General features: G+C 64.8%; 21 protein-coding genes and 1 riboswitch. Of the genes, 7 read left to right on the top strand and 14 right to left on the bottom strand.

Annotated elements, in window-relative coordinates:
- Positions 1-44: 44 nt before the first annotated feature.
- The 11 genes from alr to ftsB form a co-directional block, all read right to left on the bottom strand.
- Positions 45-1,196, bottom strand: coding sequence for an alanine racemase (gene alr / locus CLAM6_RS13365; protein WP_153636369.1), 1,152 nt, complete (start codon positions 1,194-1,196; stop codon positions 45-47).
- Positions 1,197-1,561: 365 nt separating this feature from the next.
- Entirely contained in the window at positions 1,562-2,932 is a 1,371-nt protein-coding gene (locus CLAM6_RS13370; protein WP_153636370.1) for a TolC family outer membrane protein, read from the bottom strand.
- A 383-nt stretch (positions 2,933-3,315) separates the two neighbouring features.
- Positions 3,316-4,293, bottom strand: a complete 978-nt coding sequence (gene rpoS / locus CLAM6_RS13375) for an RNA polymerase sigma factor RpoS (RefSeq protein ID WP_043331399.1) — start codon at positions 4,291-4,293, stop codon at positions 3,316-3,318.
- Positions 4,294-4,354: 61 nt separating this feature from the next.
- A complete protein-coding gene (locus CLAM6_RS13380) occupies positions 4,355-5,587 on the bottom strand; it encodes a peptidoglycan DD-metalloendopeptidase family protein (protein WP_242007676.1) in 1,233 nt (410 codons plus the stop codon).
- A complete protein-coding gene (locus CLAM6_RS13385) occupies positions 5,580-6,533 on the bottom strand; it encodes a DUF368 domain-containing protein (protein ID WP_242007677.1) in 954 nt (317 codons plus the stop codon). The genes CLAM6_RS13380 and CLAM6_RS13385 overlap by 8 nt, the downstream gene beginning before the upstream one ends.
- Complete coding sequence (locus CLAM6_RS13390) at positions 6,530-7,186, bottom strand: protein-L-isoaspartate(D-aspartate) O-methyltransferase (protein WP_242007830.1); 657 nt, start codon at positions 7,184-7,186, stop codon at positions 6,530-6,532. The genes CLAM6_RS13385 and CLAM6_RS13390 overlap by 4 nt, the downstream gene beginning before the upstream one ends.
- 184 nt (positions 7,187-7,370) lie before the next feature.
- Positions 7,371-8,117 carry a 5'/3'-nucleotidase SurE gene (surE, locus tag CLAM6_RS13395; RefSeq protein WP_043331401.1) on the bottom strand — a complete coding sequence of 249 codons (747 nt, stop codon included), beginning with the start codon at positions 8,115-8,117 and terminating at the stop codon, positions 7,371-7,373.
- Between the two features lie 51 nt (positions 8,118-8,168).
- Positions 8,169-9,344: a tRNA pseudouridine(13) synthase TruD gene (gene truD, locus CLAM6_RS13400; RefSeq protein WP_242007678.1), complete on the bottom strand. Its 1,176-nt coding sequence runs from the start codon at positions 9,342-9,344 to the stop codon at positions 8,169-8,171.
- Entirely contained in the window at positions 9,337-9,837 is a 501-nt protein-coding gene (ispF, locus tag CLAM6_RS13405) for a 2-C-methyl-D-erythritol 2,4-cyclodiphosphate synthase (protein WP_054555734.1), read from the bottom strand. Before ispF ends, truD begins: the two co-directional genes overlap by 8 nt.
- Before the next feature lie 91 nt (positions 9,838-9,928).
- On the bottom strand, positions 9,929-10,732 hold the full coding sequence (locus CLAM6_RS13410) for an IspD/TarI family cytidylyltransferase (RefSeq protein ID WP_242007679.1): 804 nt from the start codon (positions 10,730-10,732) through the stop codon (positions 9,929-9,931).
- Positions 10,729-11,133 carry a cell division protein FtsB gene (gene ftsB, locus CLAM6_RS13415; RefSeq protein WP_225347115.1) on the bottom strand — a complete coding sequence of 135 codons (405 nt, stop codon included), beginning with the start codon at positions 11,131-11,133 and terminating at the stop codon, positions 10,729-10,731. The genes CLAM6_RS13410 and ftsB overlap by 4 nt, the downstream gene beginning before the upstream one ends.
- A gap of 124 nt (positions 11,134-11,257) precedes the next feature.
- Between ftsB and CLAM6_RS13420 the strand changes: the two genes are divergently transcribed.
- Entirely contained in the window at positions 11,258-11,569 is a 312-nt protein-coding gene (locus tag CLAM6_RS13420; protein WP_153636372.1) for an NGG1p interacting factor NIF3, read from the top strand.
- 52 nt (positions 11,570-11,621) lie between these two features.
- Here CLAM6_RS13420 and CLAM6_RS13425 read toward each other — a convergent pair whose 3' ends face one another.
- A complete protein-coding gene (locus CLAM6_RS13425; protein ID WP_153636373.1) occupies positions 11,622-12,206 on the bottom strand; it encodes an NUDIX hydrolase in 585 nt (194 codons plus the stop codon).
- Positions 12,207-12,348: 142 nt separating this feature from the next.
- Here CLAM6_RS13425 and CLAM6_RS13430 point away from each other — a divergent pair, with 142 nt between their 5' ends.
- Together CLAM6_RS13430 and CLAM6_RS13435 are read left to right on the top strand one after the other, a co-directional pair.
- Positions 12,349-12,978 carry a CoA pyrophosphatase gene (locus tag CLAM6_RS13430; protein WP_054555561.1) on the top strand — a complete coding sequence of 210 codons (630 nt, stop codon included), beginning with the start codon at positions 12,349-12,351 and terminating at the stop codon, positions 12,976-12,978.
- Positions 12,979-13,173: 195 nt separating this feature from the next.
- Complete coding sequence (locus tag CLAM6_RS13435) at positions 13,174-13,839, top strand: 2OG-Fe(II) oxygenase (RefSeq protein WP_153636374.1); 666 nt, start codon at positions 13,174-13,176, stop codon at positions 13,837-13,839.
- A gap of 56 nt (positions 13,840-13,895) precedes the next feature.
- On the opposite strand, the gene CLAM6_RS13440 is transcribed toward CLAM6_RS13435, so the two are convergent.
- Both CLAM6_RS13440 and CLAM6_RS13445 read right to left on the bottom strand, forming a co-directional pair.
- Positions 13,896-15,368, bottom strand: coding sequence for an MFS transporter (locus tag CLAM6_RS13440; RefSeq protein WP_153636375.1), 1,473 nt, complete (start codon positions 15,366-15,368; stop codon positions 13,896-13,898).
- Positions 15,369-15,638: 270 nt separating this feature from the next.
- Positions 15,639-16,373 carry a class I SAM-dependent methyltransferase gene (locus CLAM6_RS13445; protein ID WP_153636376.1) on the bottom strand — a complete coding sequence of 245 codons (735 nt, stop codon included), beginning with the start codon at positions 16,371-16,373 and terminating at the stop codon, positions 15,639-15,641.
- Between the two features lie 331 nt (positions 16,374-16,704).
- Here CLAM6_RS13445 and CLAM6_RS13450 point away from each other — a divergent pair, with 331 nt between their 5' ends.
- The 4 genes from CLAM6_RS13450 to CLAM6_RS13465 all read left to right on the top strand — a co-directional run bounded on the left by CLAM6_RS13450 (position 16,705) and on the right by CLAM6_RS13465 (position 21,076).
- Positions 16,705-17,739, top strand: coding sequence for a lysophospholipid acyltransferase family protein (locus CLAM6_RS13450; protein WP_242007680.1), 1,035 nt, complete (start codon positions 16,705-16,707; stop codon positions 17,737-17,739).
- Positions 17,740-17,809: 70 nt separating this feature from the next.
- Complete coding sequence (locus CLAM6_RS13455; protein ID WP_153636377.1) at positions 17,810-19,144, top strand: PQQ-dependent sugar dehydrogenase; 1,335 nt, start codon at positions 17,810-17,812, stop codon at positions 19,142-19,144.
- 401 nt (positions 19,145-19,545) lie between these two features.
- On the top strand, positions 19,546-20,358 hold the full coding sequence (locus CLAM6_RS13460) for a TIGR04283 family arsenosugar biosynthesis glycosyltransferase (RefSeq protein ID WP_197738686.1): 813 nt from the start codon (positions 19,546-19,548) through the stop codon (positions 20,356-20,358).
- A 16-nt stretch (positions 20,359-20,374) separates the two neighbouring features.
- Positions 20,375-21,076, top strand: a complete 702-nt coding sequence (locus CLAM6_RS13465) for a TIGR04282 family arsenosugar biosynthesis glycosyltransferase (RefSeq protein WP_172978711.1) — start codon at positions 20,375-20,377, stop codon at positions 21,074-21,076.
- Between the two features lie 109 nt (positions 21,077-21,185).
- A riboswitch (TPP riboswitch) is annotated at positions 21,186-21,312 on the top strand.
- Positions 21,313-21,335: the final 23 nt, after the last annotated feature.

Here is a 21,335-nt window from a genome sequence, read left to right on the forward strand (position 1 = left end):
GGGCAACGGCGGCCATTGTAGACCGCGCGAGCCTTGCCGTCAGGTCAGGCGTGCGTATCCAGCGGCTGAGCGCTGGCCAACTGCGCGACACCCGTGTCGTGCGCCACACTGCCAACGCCGCCATGATAGTGTCTGGGCACGCGCGGCAGCAGCCCCGTCAGCAGTGTATAGCTGATGGTGTCGCAGCTGGCGGCGACGCGATTGACCTCAAGCCCCTCACCCCACAGCACCACACGTGAACCGACACCCGCCTCGGGCAGGTCCGTGATATCCACCGTCAGCATGTCCATCGACACCTTGCCGGCCAGCACCGTTTCCTGACCATCCACCAGCACTGGCGTGCCATCCACGGCGTGGCGGTCATAGCCATCACCATAGCCGCAGGCGACGACACCGATACGCGTCGGACGCGTGGCCACGAAGCGCCCCGAGTACCCTACCGGCTCACCGATGGCGATCTCACGCACGGCGATGATGGCCGAAGACAGCGTCATCACCGGCTTCAGGCGCCGACTGGCATCATTGGCGCCTTCCAGCGGGTCTGCCCCGTAGAGCATGATTCCCGGGCGGTTCCAGGCCGCATGCGTCTCTGGCCAGGCAAGCGTCGCCGGTGAGTTGGCCAGACACAGCGGCAGCTCCGCCTGGGCCGCCAGGGCTGTCACCGCCGCCATCTGCTGCTGGAAGTAGTCCGGCGTAAGGCTGTCAGCACTCGCGAAGTGCGTCATCAGGTGCAGGTCACGCGCCTTGCCACACGCCTCGAGGCGCGCCTTGGCGTCCAGCACCTGCTCGGCCGTGAAGCCGAGACGATGCATCCCTGAGTCGAACTTGATCCAGCAGGACAAGGGCTGCGCAAGCTCACTCTGTTCGAGGGCCGCCAACTGCCATTCGCTGTGGATGGCGCACCAGAAGTCATGCTCGGCCGCCAAGGCGTACTCCGCGGCCTCGAACACCCCCTCAAGCAGCACGACCGGATGAGAGATGCCGCCCGCCCGCAGCGCCAGCGCCTCCTCTATCGTGGCCACCGCAAAGGCGGGGGCGAGATCCGCCAGTGCCTGCGCGCACGCCACCGCACCATGCCCGTAGGCGTCCGCCTTGATCACGGCCAGGGCGCGCGAATGCGGCGCCAGCTCGCAGGCCAGCTGATAGTTGTGACGCAGTGCATCGAGATCAATATCAGCGCGCAGTGGGCGGGACATGAAGGGACTCCAGGGTGATCGGTGAAAATGACAGACAGCAGAGCAAGCCCCTCAATTATTTTCCATCATCGCCGTCAGGTCACGCTGAAAACCACCAAACTTTCCCCAAATTACCGATAGAAACCACTGCCCGTTAAAACACATGCAGGATTTTCGTCCGAAACAACCGCAAAACCGCCTACCTCCACGCCGCGCTGCCCTTGCGCGCTGCTTTTTCGGCGCCTCCTGTCTGGCCATCACTTGCCTGATGAACACATGCCTGACGATCAGTGACCTGACCAACTGATGCCCTCAAACGCATGCACCCCCGCAGGCAAGGCCTGCGGGGGTGCATGCAGCACGTGGCGTAAGCCAGCGCGGGACGATCAGGGCGTCACGTTTTCCAGCTCGTCGGGGCTCTCATCATTCAGCACCAGGGATACCTGACGATCTGCCTTGAGGCTCTCGTTGAGGTCACGCACGCTGTTGATATCGATGATACCTGCCGCCTGACGCAGGTTGAGCAGGTCAAGCACATAGGTGTAACGCGAAGAGGCGTAGTCCGCCAGCGCCTGATACAGGGCCTGCTCGGCGTCCAGCACGTCGACGATGTTACGGGTGCCGACTTCATAACCGGAGCGAGTCGCTTCCAGTGCGCTGCGGCTGGAGACGATCGCCTGCTTGCGCGCCTTGACGGTCAGGACGTCGCTGCGCACCTGGCTGTAGAGCGAGCGCACGCTCTGGGTGGTGGAGCGCTGCTGATCGAGCAGGTCGTACTGGCTCTGCTCGAGCAGATGGGTGCTCTGACGTACCTGGGCGGAGGTGCGGCCACCGGTATAGATCGGCAGGGAGGCCTGGATACCGATCTGGTTGTATTCCTGATACCCCCCGGCAGTATCGATGTCGGTTTCATCGTAGGAGTAGGTCGCGAAGGCGCCGACTTCCGGCAGGTGGCCTGCGCGGGAGGTCTTCACATCGCCTCTGGCGACATCGACACCCTTCTGGGCAGCACCGATCAGCGGGTTGTTGGACAATGCCATCTCGACCCACTTGCCGCGGCTGGCCGGCACCGGCGCTTCGATCGCCAGATCTTCTTCCAGACCATCGATGGAATCGTACTGCTGGCCCGTCAGCTGCTGCAGGGCCTCGAAGCTGACCTGGAGATCGGCTTCGGCCGCGATGCGCTGGGCACGCGCGTCATCGAAGGATGCCTTGGCTTCCTGCACATCCGTGATCGCGATCAGACCGACCTCGAACTGCTGATTGGCCTGGTCCAGCTGGCGGGAGAAGGCCTTTTCCTGAGCGATGCGCGCATCGAGCACATCACGATTGTTCAGGATGGTGAAATAGGCAGACGCCACGTCATAGAGCAGCTGCTGCTGATCGGAATCCAGCAGCAGTTTCTGCTGACGGGTGGTGTCCTTGCTGGTCGCGAGCTCATACCAGTCGGCAGCATCGAACAGCTGCTGGTTGACGTTGACCACGATATTGCTGTCGGTGTAATCGCCTTCGGTGCCGCTCTGGGAATTGCCGGTGACGTCGGTACGCGACACGGTCCCCGTGGCAGTGATCTGGGGCAGCAGGTCAGCAAGCTCGATACGCTCATTGTCCTCGACGCTCTGATAGAGCGAGCGAGAGGAGGACAGGCTGGCGTTGTGGGTCAATGCATCACGCGTGATGTCGAGCAGATTGGCAGCCTGAGCCTGGGTCGCAAAACCCATCGCCAGCACCAGTGGCAGTATGCGAATGTTGGCCATGTATGCGTTGTTCCTGATCAGTGACAGTCGTGACCTGCATGGCGCCTCGAAAGCACCAGGACAAGGTAAAAGGTAGCTCACACATCGGCTGGACTACTGCCTCAGCCCTGCTCAAGCGGGTCGTGGAAAAAGTGGCCTTAGTCTAATCGTCGCTCTTTTGGGCGTCCAGTTAGTTGGCTAACTTTGTTGCACGATACAGCGTTTCCAAATTGACAACAGTGCCATGGGGCACCCTGCACTCGAGCGCAGTGCGTCAGAATGCCCCCATTCTGCCAGAATAATGATGACACAATATGAAAACGGCCCACTCGAATCACGAGCGGGCCGTTTTCATTGGCAACCTGCATCAGGGTATCGACAGCCATGACGACTGTGCCCGCGCATCATTCAAAGATGGATTCGAGCGTCAGCCCCTGCTTCTCGAGCATGCGCCGCAGCTTCTTGAGCGCCTCGACCTGGATCTGACGCACCCGCTCACGCGTCAGACCGATCTCCTCGCCCACTTCCTCCAGCGTCGCGGCTTCATGACCGCGCAGCCCGAAGCGGCGCACCACCACTTCCATCTGCTTCTCGGTCAGTTCCGCCAGCCACTCATCGACATGCGCCTTGACGTCGACATCCACCAGACTGGACTCCGGGCTGGTGTCATTCTCGTCGGCGATGGTCTCGATCAGCGGCTTGTCGCTCTCGCCGCCCATCGGGTAGTCGACGGATGACACGCGCTCATTGAGCCCCAGCATCTTCTTGACGGTATCGACCGGCTTGTCGAGGAAGTCGGCTATCTCCTCCGCGGTGGCCTCGTGATCCAGCTTCTGGGTCAGCTGGCGCGCGGCACGCAGGTAGATGTTGAGTTCCTTGACGACATGAATCGGCAGACGAATGGTGCGCGTCTGATTCATCAGCGCCCGCTCGATGGTCTGGCGAATCCACCAGGTGGCGTAGGTCGAGAAACGGAACCCCCGCTCGGGGTCGAACTTCTCCACCGCGCGGATCAGCCCCAGATTGCCCTCCTCGATCAGATCGAGCAGCGACAGACCACGATTCAGATAGCGCCGCGCGATCTTGACCACCAGACGCAGGTTCGACTCGATCATGCGCTGACGACCGGCGGGGTCGCCCGCCTGTGCCAGGCGCCCGAAGTAGACCTCCTCCTCGGGCTTGAGCAACGGGGAAAAACCAATCTCGTTGAGGTAGATCTGGGTCGCATCCAGGCTTTGGTAGTGCTTGCGCTCTTCACGATTCAAGGCGCGTTCGAATGCCGCCTCTTCCGCTTCTGCCTCAAGCGTATCGTCGTCCTCCTCGACATCCTCAAGGGACAACTCAACCTCAGCCTGATCGATATCCTTTTCCAGCATGCTCATGTCGATACCCCGTTGTCTCTGGTCTGGTGCCAGGAACTTGTTGTTGTGGCAGCGGTGGGAATCAGCGTTTAGGCAGGAATTTCAGTGGGTCCTTGGGCTGCCCATCCTCGCGAATCTCGAAGTGCAGCTGCGCACGTTCAGCGTCAGTGGCTCCCAGAGTGGCGATGACCTGTCCGGCGTCGATCACATCGTTCTCTGATACACGCAGAGTGTCGTTGTGGGCGTAGGCGCTCAGATAGCGGTCGTTGTGCTTGAGAATGATGAGGTTACCGTAACCACGTACTCCGCTTCCGGCGTAGACCACGATTCCCGGCCCTGCTGCCTTGACAGGTTGCCCCTTTTGACCAGCGATATCAATGCCGCCGGTGACACTCTCGGACTCGCCGAACTTGCCGATGATCTCGCCTTGCGTAGGCCACTGCCAGTCAACGTTTTTTACCGGAACATAGGTCTTCTTGGCCGGTGCAGCCTTGGCGGTTTCGCCAGCGACGTTGGTGCCCTTTTCAACCTTGGCAGCCTCATTTTTCACGCTAGCGGCCGCTTTCTCGCGCTCTGCTGCTGCGGCAGCGGCGGCTTGCTCGGCCTTTTCCTTGGCAGCCTTGCGCGCCTCGGCCTGGGCGGCGGCCGCACTGGCAGCTGCCTCGCTGGCCGTCTGACTGGCTGTCTGTGTAGCAGAGCTACTGGCCTGCTCTGCGCTGTCATTGGCTGAGTTGCGCGCCGTCTCGGCGAGTGCCTCTTCACTGCCTTCCTGGTAGACCGGCCCCAGCCCGGCAGCCGCCGCGGCGCCGGTGGCTGCCGAGGACACGCCACCCGAGCCGGTCGTCAGCGACTGGGCCTGGCTGGTGCGCTGTTGCTGCTGAGCCATGGCGGATTCATCCGGTGCCAGCCAGTCAGGCAGTTCGCTGCCGCCGGCGATCGAGCTGTCGCTGCCCCCGCCCATCGGCGTGGCAACCACGCCACCGCTCGAGGCGACGCTCGTGCCGGAAGCGCCCGCCGCACTGGCCGGCAGCTGGGTGTTGGGGTCCAGTCGCAGCGTCTGCCCCGGCTGCAGGGTGTAGGGCGGATTCAAGCCGTTCATGCGCGCCACATCCCGGAAATCCTGGCCACTCTGCCAGGAGATGCCATACAGGGTGTCACCGCGCTGAACGGTATAGGTGTCGGAGGTGATACGCGCATTGCCGGCGTTGAGGTCCTGAACCTGCGGGCGAGTGGTCGCCGTGCTGCAGGCTGTCAGCGCACCCAGCGCCAGACCTGCCAACGTCAGTTTGATTCCCTTGTCCATCCTGTCACGCATGTTCCTGCTCCTTGCGGGAATTGCTGGAGTCGTCATCCGGGCCGGAGCGCTCTCCGGCAAACCAGACAAGCAATACGCCGGCCAGCATCAAGGCGAGTGCCGCCCACAGCTGGGCAGGCTCACCGGTCACACTGGTGTAGGTATCCGGCATCATGAAGTGGTAATCCAGCGGAACCTGTTCACCCTTGGGTCCCAGACGATAATCGGTGATGGTGCGCCACGGCCACAATACCGGCAGCGAGCCGAGAATGAAGCCCGTCAGCAGCATCAGTGTCGCGGTGTGATGATGACGAAACAACCACGACAACAAACGCGAGAAGGTGAACAGCCCGATGGCGCAGCCGCTGCCGAACAGTACGATCAGCTGCAGATCGAAGCTCTTGATGCCAGTCATCACCGTGCCGTAGAGACCCATGGTCAGCAACAGGAAGCTGCCGGAAACGCCCGGCAGCAGCATGGCACTGATGGCGATGGCGCCGCCGACCACCAGCACCCAGGAGGCATCGGTGGCGGCAGGCAACAGGCTGGGCAACTTGCTGGCCAGCACCAGCCCCAGCGCCAACCACACCAGATAGCCCATCCGGAAGGTGGTGATACGCCGCGCGACCACCACCCCGGAGCACACCACCAGCCCGAAGAAGAAGGCGTTGAGCAGCAGCGGCTGCGCCTCCATCAACCAGGTCACCAGATGCGCCACGCTGATCAGGCTGGCGAAGATGCCAGCGACCAGCGGCAGCAGAAAGGCCAGATTCAAATGCTGCCACAGCGCCTTGAAACCCTGCTCACGCCATACGCCGATGGCGGAGGGGCCGAAGCGCTTGATGGACTCGATCAATTCTTCATAGATGCCGGTCACGAAGGCAATCGTGCCGCCTGATACTCCGGGCACGGCATCCGCCGCCCCCATGCCAGCGCCCTTGAAGAACACGCTCAAAGCTCGTTTCACCTGATCACTCCCTCGAGCAACGGCACGAAGCGCACGGCCTCGAACCGCTGAATATCCTGAGTGTCGCCGACGTGGCGCACTCGTGTCAGCCACTGACGATCACTGTCGTCCTCGGCCAATGGCACGATCATCACCCCCTGCGGGGCCAACTGCTTCAACAACGCCTGCGGCAGATGTGGCGCGCAGGCGGTCACCACGATCAGATCAAATGCCGAGCCATCGTCCTGCCAGCCATGCCCACCATCGGCATGGCGCAACTCGACATTGTCGAGCCCGAACCAGCCAAGGCGTTGAACGGCCCTGGCATGCAGCACGGCGATGCGCTCGAGCGAAGACACCCGAGCGAACAGACGCGCCAGCAGCAATGTCTGATAGCCCGAACCGGTGCCGACCTCCAGCACCCGACACTCCTCGCGCGGGCGCGGCGCTTGCGCCAGGGCAAGCTCCGTCATGCGGGCGTGCATGTAAGGCTGGGACAGGGTCTGCCCCTGCCCCAGCGGCAGCGCGGTATCTTCATAGGCACGGTGCGCCAGCGCCTCGTCGAGAAACAGGTGGCGCGGCTCACTGGCCATCAGCTCCAGCACCCGCTCATCGCGAATGCCGGCACCCTCCAGGCGCGCCACCATGCGGTCTCGCGTGCGCTGGGACGTCATGCCGATACCGCTCAGCTGCGCCGTGTCCGGTCGCCTGAGATGCAAGGGCCCGGCGATTCCCGCTGCGCTGTCTGACTGCGCAAGCGGGAAAGCGTTCTGATACACGTCCTTCATGGTCTTGATTCATATCCTTCGAACGAGGACTTCACAGCGAAATCTTGAGCCTTGGCTGGCGCTACGTCGCTCAGGTCAGCGCCTCGAGCCACTGCGCCACATCGTGACGCGCCCCGTGGGAGGTGAGATCCGTCATCAACGGCGTGATCGACACATAGCCCGCCGCGATAGCGGCGAAGTCGGTGTCATCGCCATCATCGATGCCATCGCCGGCCAGCGCGATCCAGTAGCGGGTACGACCACGCGGGTCCTTGACCTCGATCGGGGCGCCCGCCGGGCCACGGTGGCCCTGACGCGTGACGCGAAAACCGCGAATCTCGCTCCACGGCACATCCGGCACATTGACGTTGAGCAACGAGCGCGGCGGCAATGCCAGGGTCTCGGCCGCGCCGACGAGGCTCGCCGCCACGCGTCCGGCGGTCTCGAAGTGGGTCTTGCCGCACAGTGACATCGCGATCGCCGACATGCCCAGCGAGCGCCCTTCCATCGCCGCGGCCACGGTGCCGGAATACAGCACGTCATCGCCCAGGTTGGCACCATGGTTGATGCCGGAAATCACGATGTCAGGCTTCTCGTCCCAGACCCCATTGACGCCCAGGTAGACACAATCCGCGGGTGTGCCGTCGACGCTGTAGAAGCCGTTCTCCATCGCGGACAGCAGCAACGGCCGACTCAGCGTCAGCGAGTTGCTGGCCCCTGAGCGGTCACGGTCCGGCGCGACCACACGAATGCGTGCCTGCCCGGCCAGCGCGTCATGCAGCGCCTTGAGCCCCGGAGCGTGCACGCCATCATCATTGGAAAGCAGAATCCTGCGCATCATCTCACTCCTTTGCGAATCATCGGATAGTCGTCATGTCGCCTGACGGCACTACAGCAGCGGGTGGGCGATCAGCTCACGCAACAGGCCCGTCGCGAAGCTGCCGCGCGGCAGATCGAAGTGCAGCCAGACACTGGCTTCGCTGCCTTCGGCGTGCGCCTGCTTTGGCGTGACATCCCACTCCAGACGCGGCTTGCCGGGCATCAGGCGCAGCGGGCGACGCTCCGCCTTGACGCCGGCCTTCTCAAGCCCCTCGCACAGCTGCGGCCAACGCGTGGCCAGGACCTGCTCGAGCTGGGCGACCTGAGCATGAGCCTCCGCACGCCCGGTGCCCCACAGCGGGCCAGTGGGATGAATATCGCCACTCGCCAGGCGCTGCGCCAGCGTCTCGGTCGACTCGCTGCCGTCGGTGACGAAGCGCGAGCCCGTCCCGTTGAGCGCAAACACCTCACCGCTCAACGCCGTCGCCCAGCAATGCGCCTTGAGCCGCGCGGCCAGCACCTCGTTGAACAGGAAGCTGCGCGCGGTCGACAGCAGCATGCCGCTGCGGTCATCACGCTTGCGCCAGCCACGCACCAGCACGGCACGTGCCCGGCCGAGATTATGTCCCTGATGCCCGAAGCGCTGCGGCCCGAAATAGTTGGGCACACCATCACGTATCAGCGTCTGCCAGCGCGCCTCGAGCTCGGGATGCGCGACGGCCTCACCACTGACACGCAGCGCGAAGCGGTTGCCGCGATGCACGCCACGCTTGAGCTTGCGCGGATGACGCACGCTGGCCAGCACGCGGACGCCCTTCTCGGCCAGCGCATCGCTGAGATCCTGCGGCGCTTCACGCCCCGGCAACCACACGGAGACCCACTGCTGGGTGATCGCCTGCTTGTCCTTGAGACCGGCCACGCCGATATCGCGCGGCGCGACCTCACACAGGCTGGCCAGTTCACGGCACAGCTCATCGGTGGTCAGGCCGCGTTTCTCGACCCACAGCCACTGATGCTCACCGTGACCTTCGGGCACGAAGTCCATCAGCTCGGTGACCCGGAAGTCCTCGGGCGTGTGACGGAAGTCGCCGGCTCCCAGCGGGCCGCCATGCGCATGCGGCCAGCGCTGCATCAATTCGGCTTCCTTGACCCACGCCTCGCTGCCCGCGGCGTCCAGCGCCGTCAGCGCCTCGGCAAACAGGGCATCCGCCTCAGGCGACTCAGACATGTCATTCACTTCAGACATGCTCGGCTCCGCCCGCGGTCGGCAGCGCGCCCAGCAGCACCACCGCCTCGGCGGCGATGCCTTCCTTGCGACCGGTGAAGCCGAGCCGCTCGGTGGTGGTGGCCTTGACGTTGACGACCGCCAGCGGCACGCGCAGGTCTTCGGCGATCACTTCCCGCATCGCCTGGATGTGCGGCGCCATCTTCGGCGCCTGCGCCATCACGGTGAGATCGACATTGCCGACCCCGAAACCGGCGGCATTGACCAGCCCGATCACGTGGCGCAGCAGGCCACGGCTATCAGCGCCGGACCACTCGCTGTCGGTGTCCGGGAAATGCTTGCCGATATCGCCCATGCCACAGGCACCGAGCAGCGCATCGCACAGCGCATGCAGCAGCACGTCACCGTCGGAGTGCGCCACGAAGCCATGCTCGTAGGCGATCTTCACGCCACCGATCATCAGGTGATCGCCATCGCCGAAGCGATGCACATCGAAGCCGTGGCCGATGCGCAGGGCCATCGGCACATGGCCAGCCGGCTGAGGAGAGGCCGCGGATTGCGCAGAGGAAGTGGCAGCAGCGGGTGTTGCAGATTGCTCAGTCATGTCAGGCAGACGTCCGGGGGCTATCGGGAAGCGCCTCGCGCGCGGCCAGCAGCAGGCGCGCCATGGCGAGGTCTTCCGGATGGGTGATCTTGAGATTGTCGCGGGCGGCGGCGACCAGCACGGGGGCACGGCCACAGGCCTCCAGTGCCGAGGCCTCGTCCGTGATGAGCGCGGGGTTCTCCCCAAGCGCCTCACGCAGCGCCCGCCGCAACAGGCCCAGCGGGAAGGCCTGCGGCGTGAAGGCATGCCACAGGCCGACGCGGGGTTCGGTGTGCGCGATGCTCGGCGCGCGCTCTTTATCGCCATCGCCACCGCCATCGCCATGCGGGCGGGAGTCGCCGGCCGGCGCGGCGCGCTTCATGGTGTCACTGGCGGGGGCCGCGAGGATGGCGCCATCGGCACTGCGACGAGCGGTCGCCACCAGCGCATGGATATCGGCTTCGCGAACGCAGGGACGCGCGACATCGTGCACCAGCACGAGGTCATCGTCATGGGCGTGGCGGCTCAGACAGTCCAGGCCCGCCAGCACGCTGTCGGCACGCTCGCTGCCGCCATCGGCGCGCAGCCAGTCCTGCCACGGCACCATCGACGGCGAGAAATAGCCATCGTCGGCGCCCAGCACCAGACAGAGTCCTGCCTCGGGCAGCGCGCGCTTGAGTGTCGCCAGCGTCGCCTCCAGCACGCAGCCGCCGGGCGACAGCTCCAGATACTGCTTGGGGCGGTCGGCCTGCATGCGACTGCCTACGCCGGCGGCCGGCACCAGATACCACAGACGGGGCTCGCGCGAGGCGTCTGTCGGCATCATGGCGTGATCACCTTGGGCAGCCCGCCTTCCAGGCCCTTGCCCTCCAGCGCACCGTCCGCCACTTCATCGGGTGATGGCGCCTTGCGTTCCGGCACCGCGACGTTGGGCACCCACAGGAACTGCTCGTCCTTGCGCACCATGCCGAGGTCATTGCGTGCACGCTCCTCGATGGCCGCCAGACCATTCTTGAGGTCGACCACTTCCGCGCCGAGCCGCTGATTGCGGTTGTCCAGCACCGCATCTTCCTTGGAAAGCTGCTGCACGCGTGCGCGAATATCGAATAATTCGGTGATGCCATTTTCGCCCCACCACAGCCGATACTGGAGCAGTGCCAGCAGCAGCAGCAGTGAGATATTGATCCATTTGAGCATGGCGATGTCCTTGGCCGTTGCAGCGCGCATTATGCCATCATCCGGGAGCGTGACGCAGGCACTGCCAGCATCCGTTGCCACGCTTGACGCACCCCCTGTCGATCAGGGCCACCTGATGACAGCGCCCCCTCACCCTTCTGCCAGGAGTCATCCGATGTACAAGCTTGCGTTCTTCGTCCCGGAGAATGACGCCGAACACGTCAAGGAAGCCGTCTTTGCCACCGGTGCAGGGCGCATCGGCGACTACGAGGCCTGCTGTTTCGAGACACGCGGCACCGGCCAGTTCCGGCCACTGGCCAGCGCCAATCCGCATATCGGGACCTGCGGCACGCTGGAGCGCGTCGCCGAGCTGAAGATAGAGCTGGTATGTGACGATTCGCTCATCGCCGCTGCCGTGGCGGCGCTGCGCGAGGCCCATCCCTATGAAGAAGTCGCCTTCGATTGCTGGCGACTGGAAACGTTCTGACCCCGCGCGCCCCGAAGAACGAGGCACGCGAGGTCAGCAATGGCCAGACGATCTAGCTCGCGGGCAGGAAGGTGGTATTGAAGAAGTGCTCGCGGGTTGCCAGGTCGATCTGCTCGAGATGCAGCGGGAAATGCTCGTCACCCTCGCCGTGGCGGCGGTCCTCGAAGTAGCGGCGCAGCGTCACTTCCATGGTCGGGAAGGCCAGTGACTGCCAGGGGACCTCCTCCTCGGCGAACAGCGCCACCTCGAGGCTCTCGACGCCCGCCGAGTAGTCACTGATCAGCTCGGCCCGAAACAGCATGTAGACCTGATTGATATGCGGCAGGTCGATCAACGTATAGAGCCCCTGCAGCTTGACCTCGGCGCCGGCTTCTTCCCGCGTCTCGCGGGCAGCGGCGTCGCTGGTGGTCTCGGCGTTCTCCATGAAGCCGGCCGGCAGGGTCCAATAGCCCAGCCGTGGCTCGATGGCACGCCGACAGAGCAACACCTTGCCATCCCGCACCGGCAGGGTGCCCGCGATGATGCGCGGATTCTGATAATGGATGGTGCCGCAGCTATCACACAGGTAGCGCAGACGATCATCGCCCTGCGGCACTGCCAGACGCACCGTTTCACCACAGTGACTGCAATAATTCATTCGCTCTCCCATGAAATCTCAAGGCGCCCTTCAGTGACATCCCGTCTCCGCTTCCTCGTTGCGCGGTGGGCCCAACGGCATGGCAGTCGCCTTGACCGCCAGGACCCTCGCGCCACATGATGAATGCCTACGAGGAAACGACATGCTAGAAGCCCTGCGCCAACGCCTGCAAGCACATCAACCCCTTGCGACCGACCACCAGCTGCCACGCGCCGCCGTCCTGATCGCGCTGATCGATCGTCCCGAACCGACGCTGCTGCTCACGCGGCGTGCCAGCCATCTCAGCCAGCACCCCGGCCAGGTGGCCTTCCCCGGCGGCAAGGCCGAACCCGATGATAGCAATCTGTTGGCCACCGCGCTGCGCGAAGCCGAGGAAGAAGTCGCGCTGCCGCCCAGCGCCGTGGAGGTCTTCGGCCAGCTGAGCGACGTGATTTCCCTGCACGGCATGCGCGTCACGCCCTTTGTCGGGCGCATTCCCGCCGACCTGCCGCTGCGCGCAGACCCCGGCGAGATCGAGCAGATCTTCGAGATGCCGCTGAGCATGTTGCTCAAGGACGAGCGCGAGCATACCGATGTGATCACCGTCGGCGACGAGACCTGGTACGTGCCCAGCTATCGCGTGGCCGACCAGGTGCTGTGGGGGCTGTCCTCGATGATGCTGGTCGAACTGATGGCCATCGGCTTCGGCCATGCCGTGAGCCTCAAGGCAGCGCCACCACCTGGCGCCCCGCTGCGCCATCTACCGCCGCGCCCCGTGCCGCCTCGGCCCTGAAGCTCAAGACCCTGAGCTTGCGTGCTTCTGAATCAGGCAAGGTGTGTTCCCGCCGAGCGGCTCGCCATTGCCCGGATGGCATCGCCCTGATGGCATCGCCCCGTTGCCATTGCCCCGACGATATTGCACCGACAATGGCACTGGACTATAACTCCTCGCCCACGATGCCATGCCACTTCCCGTTCGGAGCGCCTGATGCCCGCTGCACCTGCACCCGCCCAACTGCTGGACCCTGTCGCACTCAACCTGCTGATCGATGAACTGGTCGAGCATGGCTACAGCGTGCGCCCCGACTTCCTGCCGCGTCAGGTCATCGCTCAGCTCAATGATGAACTGACGGAGCTTGAGACACGGCAGCAATTGACGGCGGCGGGTATCGGGCGCGGACGCGAGCATGATCTGCGCCCGGACATCCGCGGCGACGCGATTCGCTGGCTGGACCGCAACTCGCGCGCCCAGCGCGCCTATCTGGAAGCGATGAACGTGCTCAAGGATGAGCTCAACCGCGCCCTCTATCTGGGCCTGTTCGAGTATGAGGCCCACTTCGCCCACTATCCGGTCGGCAGCTTCTACAAGAAGCATCTCGACAGCTTTCGCGGCCGCGGCAACCGCCTGATCTCCAGCGTGCTCTATCTCAATGAGGACTGGCCGCGCGACGGCGGCGGCGAGATCGTGCTCTACGACCCCGAGGATGACAGCCGCGAAATCGCGCGCGTCACCCCCGAGGCCGGCACCTTCGTGTGCTTCCTCTCCGAGCAGATCCCCCATGAGGTGCTGCCGACGCATCAGGCGCGCGCCAGTGTCACCGGCTGGTTCCGGCGCAATAGCTCACAGGGCAATCTGGTCGATCCCGCACGCTGATTCCCGGGCGGGAAGGCCCGGCCAGACAGGTCTGGACAGCGCCGCGCCAGCGGCCCTCAATCGCGCGCCAGCGGCGAATCATCGCGTGGTGGCACTTGGCGCTGCGCGTCCTGCAATGACTGCTCGTCATTCAAGGCCTGCTCGTCGTGCAGCGCCTGCTCCTCCTTGACCTCGATCTCCTCGAGGCTGTCCAGCGAGGCATCCGTGATCAGCTCCGGCATGTCAGCGACCAGCTCACGCGTGACCTCGACCAGCGGGTCATCGACCTCGGCGTCACGCAGGTGCTCCTCGGCGGCCTCGACCAGTTCAGGCCCGACCGCAAGCTCGGTGCCCAGCGGTGTCTGCGGGGCATGGGTCTCGAAGGGTGCCAACGGTTGCGGCGCCGGACGCATCACGCGTCGCCAGACGAAGAAGAGCAGCATGCCGCCACCCATCACCGCCAGACTCAGCGCCATGCCGGGCATCGCGCCCATCTCGGCCATCGGCAGCGAAACCGCCGGCGGCGACAGGGTCGACCCCACCGCGTTGATCAACAGCAGGCCCTGGCTCATGCGCACCAGGGCACCGGCGGGCGCACGGTCGGCGGCATGGCTGACCGCCACCGGATAGAGCGTGAAGGCGGCACCGCCGAGCAGGAACAGCACCGTCAGCTGGGCGATGCCCTCGCGCGCCGGCCCCATCAGCAAGGCGGCAAAGCCGACGATGGCGATCGACAGGATGATCAGCACCTGCTGGCGATCGTGGCTGTCAGACCAGCGGCCGATGGGGTATTGCAGCAGCATGCCGCCGAGAATCACCAGCGCCATGCGCTGACCGATCTCCGCGGTGCTCAGGGTGCCGCCATCGCCCAGCGCCAGAGGCAGCAGGCTGTAGATGACCGCCACCACCAGTCCCGAGGCCAGACAGCCGAACACGCCCGTCGGCGTGATGCGAATCAGGCGCCACGGGCTCAGGGGTTCGGACTGTTCGATCAGCGGCGAGACACGCGGCAGCAGCACCAGCGGCAATACCGAGGCCGCCGCCAGCATCGCCACCAGCATGAAGGCCGCCTCGAGACTCAGCATGGCGGTCACGCCCAGCAGCAGCTGACCGAGCACCCCCGCGCCGTAGAGCACGATCATGTAGAGCGCCAGCAGACGCCCGCGCACGGCGGGGTCGGCGGCGCTCAGCAGCCAGCTCTCGATGACCAGATACACTCCGACCAGCGACCAGCCGATCATCATGCGCAGCAGGAACCACACCACCGGATGATCGCCCAGCCCCATGGCCAGTGCCGCGACCGCCACCAGCGAGGCGAAGCCGGCATAGGCGCGGATATGGCCGATGCGCAGCAGCAGGCGGTCGTTGACCAGCGCGCCGAGCCCGAGGCCCAGATAGTAGGCCGAGCTGATCAGGCCGATCGCCTCGCTCGAGACGCCGGCGGCAGACAGCCGCAACGGGACCAGCGAGGTCAGCATGGCGTTACCGATCCCCAGCAAGGCAAGGCCGAGCAGGGGCGCAAGGGACATCAACAGCAGATGACGGGGCATGACCAGATCCTCGGCCGGCCGCCAGTCAGCGATCAGCCAATGCCGCAAGGTGCGGATATCGTCGGGAGGGGGAATTTGCCCTGCGAGAATACGTCAAGGCGCGGGCAATATAGTGACAGTCCGCGCCAAATCCAAGCCTTTTTGCGTCATTTGGCGACAATGGCGTCTGGCATGTCGCTGCGCCCTGTCTAGCGCCCTATTCATGCCCTGTCCCGCGCCCTATCCATGCCCTGTCCCACGCCCTGTCCCGCGCCCTGCTCCACGCCCTTGTCAGGCGGGTTGGGGCACGCGGAAGATGACGCTGTCGTTGGCGACCTGCTCAAGCTCGAGTCCGTGCGTGCGCGCAAGCCAGGCAAAGGTCGCCGGGCTGAACAGGCACACATGCGTCGGATCGCGCAGGTAGTGCCAGCGCCTGAGCGCCTCCGGGTCATCCGAGGCGGGCTGCGTCATCACCCCCAGCAGGCCGCCGGGCTTGAGGCAACGCAACCACTGGCGGAAGACCTCGCCCGGCGCGTAGAGATGCTCGATCACCTCGGTGCTGACGATGAAGTCATGCTGGCGGGTGAGCGCTGACGGGTTCGGATGATAATAGAGGTCGTGCAGCGCCATCGGATGGCCCGCCTCCTCGAACATCTGCGCCAGGGCAGGCCCCGGCCCACAGCCGAAATCGAGCCCGCTGGCACCGGCCGCGAGCCGCTCGCACATCGGCGTGAAGAGCTTGGCCAGGAAACTTCGATAGCGCGGGTCTGCCGGGTCATTCTCGTGCTGGTCGTAGATATCCTGCTCCGCCCTGGCATCCAGGCGCTGGGACGGCGCCAGATACAGCAGATGACATTCCGGGCAGCGCAGGTAATCGCGCTCGTCGGCGGGCGGTCGCTGACCGGTCTCGGGGCATGGCCTGCGTCGCTGTACCAGGTGCAGTACATGCTGGCTCTGGGACGCCTCACACAGCGGGCAGACAGTATCTGAAGGCGGATAGGGAACGGGGGAATCAGGGGCTGACATCAGGGCTCCGCGGCAAGGGACACTGGCGATGAGGATCGATGTCACCACACGACTGGCGGTGACAACTCGCCGCCACGCGCGACACCACGGCGGCTGGGGTGATTCCGCAGCAGGTGAACGTATCGAAGGTGGCGACTGTCTGAGTGCTGAATGATACCCCGCGCCAGTGTCTGGCGCCTGCCACGATGGAGCCTGCAGGCACCGCCCCCCTCTGGCACAATGAGCATCATTCGAGTGCGGCACCGCGACACCTGACGATGTCACGGCGCCTGCCTTCGCGTCAGACAGGCGCGATCTTTCACGCCAGACCACCGGAACTTCACGTGTGACGATGGACAAGACTCTCAAGCGGTTCGAACAGGCCATGGAACAGCGCCTGACTCCTCTCAAGGCCAACTCCGTGGCCTGTCTGTGGCAACGACTGTCCGGGCTCAGCACCCGCCAGCTCTGGTGGCTGGCGCGCCCGTTGGCGCGTGTGGTGCAGCTGTGCAATCCCCGTGAGCGCCGGGTCACGCGCCAGAATCTGGGCCAGGCCTTCCCGCAGCTCGACAAGCAGGCGCGCGCGCGTCTGGCGAGCGACAGCCTCGCGCATTCCACCGCCACCATGCTGGAACTGGGCAAGGTGTGGCTGGGCGATGAAGACGCCGTGCGCGATTCGATTCTCGAGGTCCACGGCCGCAACCTGCTCGATGAGGCGCGCGCCGAGGGGCGCGGCGTCATCGTGCTGGCGCCGCACTTCGGCAACTGGGAAGTGCTCAACTTCTGGCTCTCCAGCCATTTCCCGTTCACCGCCATGTACGAGCCGCCCAAGTTCGAACGCCTCGACCCGATCATCCGCAATGGCCGTGAGCGCATGGGTGCGAACCTGGTGCCCACCAACTCGCGTGGCGTCGCTGCCTTGCTCAAGGCACTCAAGCGCGCCGAAGCGATCGGCATACTGCCGGATCAGGAGCCGGGCCGTGGCAGCGGCGTCTTCGCCGACTTCTATGGCCGCCCCGCCTATACCGCCACCCTGCTGCCCAAGCTGGTGGCGAGAACCGATGCGCGCGTCGTCACCGGTGTCGCCCAGCGTCTGGAAGATGGCCATGGCTTCGCCATCCACTTCCTCGCTGCGGATGAGGGAGTCTATTGCGAAGAGGAAGTCGCCTCGGCACGCGGGGTAAATGCCTCGGTGGAAGCGGCGATCGCCTTGGCGCCGGCCCAGTATCAGTGGGAATACAAGCGCTGGCGCAAGAGCCCACAGGAAATGGAGCAACAACCGGGCTGGCAGGAAGCCCGCTTCTACGCGCGCACCTATTCCTTCTTCTCGCTCAAGGGCTGGCGCCGCTATTTCAAGCATCGCCGCAAGGCCAGCAAGCGCGGCTGAGGGCAACACTGGCGGACCAAGCCATCAGCTCCCAGACTGAATGCGCATGGCTCAATGACAGGAGGCACGGATGCCGATCGAGACTCACGCCGCTCACCTCACAAGCGCATCCCTGTCCCGGGTGGTGCCGGCACACCTGATGACAGGCTTGGCGACAAGGTTGGCAACAAGAGTGGCGACACGCCTGGTCGCAAGTGCCGCGGCGGCCTGTCTCGCATTGTCTCTGCCAGCCCAGGCAGAGACAGAGGCCCCTTCCTCACTGTCGCTGGTGAGCGCTCAGCAAGTGCCCAGCGATGCCCCAGCGCTCAAGCTGCCTGCGGGCGCCACGCTCGAGCGGCTGACCTCGCTCGACAGTCCACGCATGCTGCACCTCACTGATGCTGGCGAGCTGCTGATCGGTTCGCGGGCCGAGCGTGTCTATCGCGCTCAGCTGATGCCGGACGGCAACCTCTCTGCCGTGAAGACGCTTGTCGAACTGTCGGGCTACCCTCACTCGCTGGTGGTGCGCGGTGACAAGCTCTACGTCGCGACCACTGCAGCCTTGCTGGTCGCCAACTATTCACGTGGCGAGTCTCTCACCCGCGATGACTTTCGTGAGCTGATCGCCATGCCCGGCGGCGGTGGCCACAACTCGCGCACCTTGAGTCTCGGGCCGGATGGCGGCCTCTATCTGGCGCTGGGCATCCAGGGCAATTGCTCGAATCAATACCTCGCAGGCAGCGAGCAAGGCTACTCCTTCAGTGAACGCCGCGGCGGCGTGCTGCGCCTTGAGGAATCCGGCGATGCGCCGCACTGGCAGTCATGGGCCAGCGGGCTGCGCAACCCGGTGGGCCTCGCCTGGCAGCTGGGCATGGAAGGTGAGCCGCGCCTGCTGGCCACCAACAACGGCCCCGACCACTGGGGCTATGAGCAACCCCGCGAACTGGTGGTTGCTGCCCGCGAAGGCAGCTTCCATGGCATGCCCTGGTATCAGTGGGTCGATGGCCGCTGGCAGAAAGATGACTGCATCACGAGCGATTCACCGCGCAAGCGTGACGAGATTGCAGCGCCGCTGGCCGAGATCCCCGCTCGCAGTGCGCCGATGGGAATCGCGGTGGTACCGCCAGAGCATCCACTGGCTGCAGACATGGATGTAGTGGTGGCAGTCCACGGCAGCTGGGGCACGGCGCCCTCCGGCAACGCCGCGGGCGACCCGGCCAGTCGCCGTGAGCCTCGCCTGCTGGGCCTCAAGCTGGCGACGCCAGACACTGAAGCACGCCTGGTGCCGGTACTGACCGGTCTGCAGGACAGCAGCAGCGGTCAGCGCTGGATTCGCCCGCTCGATGTCCTGTTCGGCCCTGATGGCAGCCTGTACTTCACCTCGGATAGCGGCGCGGCTGGCCTCTATCGCCTCACCTTCGATTGATGGCCTGACCTCCAGCAGAACGGGCTTTTGAGAAGCGAGGCCTTGGCCCTTATTCACGCGCTCTTTCCAAGCCCTCTATCCAGGCCCTCTCTTCAGGCTCTCTTTCCAGGAGCTGCCTGGCAGAGGGCCTATGGAGAGGGCCTATGAATGCAGCGCTTGCCTGCTGCAGACTCAGAAAACCTGCCGTTCATGCCCCGCCTTCGAATTACAGAAATGTAGTCCTGTGCCCTCGCATGCACCCAATGGCCAGCTAGGCATTGTGTGGCCATGGAGCGACACTGGGTCGACGCCAAGCGTTTATTGAACGATGACGCGCTGAGAGAGCGTATCTCGCTCGTGCATCCAGCCTACGAACTCCTGCGTATGATCCAACGAATACGCCATCGTCGGAGCCTGCCGCCATGAACCAGCAGCCACCCCCAGCATCACGGACGCCCGCCAACCGGGACTCCCTGTCGAGCACATGCACGCACCTGACGCGCGCTCCCTGGCTGAGCATCGTGATGCCGGTGCATGACGAGGCAGCCGGCATCGTGCAAACCCTGATTGCCCTGAGTCGCCTGCGCGCGGGCGGTGACTGTGAAGTGATCGTGGTGGATGGCGGCTCGACGGATGGCACCCCCTCACTGGCCCGACCGCTGTGTGATGCCGTGCTGAGCAGTGAGCCGGGCCGGGCACGCCAGATGAATGCCGGAGCCGCGCGTGCACGCGGAGAATGGCTGCTGTTTCTGCATGCCGATACCGACTTGCCCGACAATACGCTGGCATTGCTCAAGGAGGCCGTCACGACGCATCGCCGCAGCGACTGGGGCCGTTTCGATGTCAGCATCAAGGGCGAGTCGCCGTGGTTACCGATGATCGCCGCCATGATGAATCTGCGCTCGCGGCTGACCAGCATCAGCACGGGGGACCAGACCCAGTTCGTGCAGCGCTCGACCTTCGAGGCCATCGGCGGCTTTGCCGACATGCCACTGATGGAAGATATCTGGCTGAGTGCCCAGCTCAAGCATCTGACCCCGCCAATGAACCTGACGGCGCGCGTCACGACCAGCGGTCGACGCTGGGAGACCCACGGCGTATGGCGCACCATCGTCAAGATGTGGGGACTGCGGCTGGCGGCCTGGTGTGGCGTCTCCCCTGCACGCCTGGCACGTCTCTACGGCTATCGCGCCGCGGCGCAGGCCTGTGAGCAGCGCGGCATGCCCCATGCGTGATACGGCGTTGCCTACCTTGCCCACAGCTGATGCCGCGTCAGAGGTGCGCCCGACTCTCATCATCTTCGGTCGCCTGCCCATCGCCGGCCACTGCAAGACACGTCTGATCCCCGCACTCGGCCCCGAGGGCGCAGCTCGACTCTATGCGCGGATGCTGAGCCATATCGTTGACCACGCCTGCGCCGCGCGCCTCGGCAAGGTCGTGGTGATGCTGACGCCCCCTGCCGAGTCGTCGAGTCAGGCACCTGAACAGGCGGCTCTGCGGGCAGCGCTGGAAGCCCGGCTGCGAAGCGTTGTCGATGCCACTGCCGACCTCACCTTCGAGGCACAGCCGCAGGGGGAGCTCGGTGAGCGAATGTCCCGGGCCATGGCCCGACATCTGCCCGAGGGGCCGGTATTGCTGATGGGCTCCGACCTGCCAGCGCTGGATAGCCAGCGGCTGCGCGAGGCAGCCCACAGACTGCGCACTCACGACGCGGTGCTGCAGCCCACCGAAGATGGCGGCTATGGCTTGATCGGCCTCAAGGCGCCCTGCCCGCAAGCCTTCCTGCTGCCCCGCTGGAGCCATGCCCATGTCTGCCGGGACACTCTGGCGCTGCTGGCACGGGCGGGGAGAACGGCCGCTTGCCTGCCGATCAGCTGGGATGTCGATGAGCCACGTGACCTTGCGCGACTGGCGCGCCACCTGCCGGCGCTCATGGCCGACCTTGCCGCTTGAGGCTCTTCACAGGTTCGGCATGCCTCCCAAAGTCGTATGCATTTTTGCTCACACTGCCCTTCTTCTGCGCCTCAGGGCTGTTACACTCGCTGCATCGTGACTCACATGTCACAGCTTGACGGGGTGCCGGTAAGACCGGCTGAGATGTCATGCGCAGGCGATGTTCTTGCGTGAATGACGATCCCGCCGAACCTGATCCGGCTAGTACCGGCGTAGGGATCAAGCGCGAAGCGATGCCACTCGATATCGTCACCACTTT

It is taken from the genome of Cobetia sp. AM6, from assembly GCF_009617955.1.
In the GTDB taxonomy this organism is placed as follows: domain Bacteria; phylum Pseudomonadota; class Gammaproteobacteria; order Pseudomonadales; family Halomonadaceae; genus Cobetia; species Cobetia amphilecti.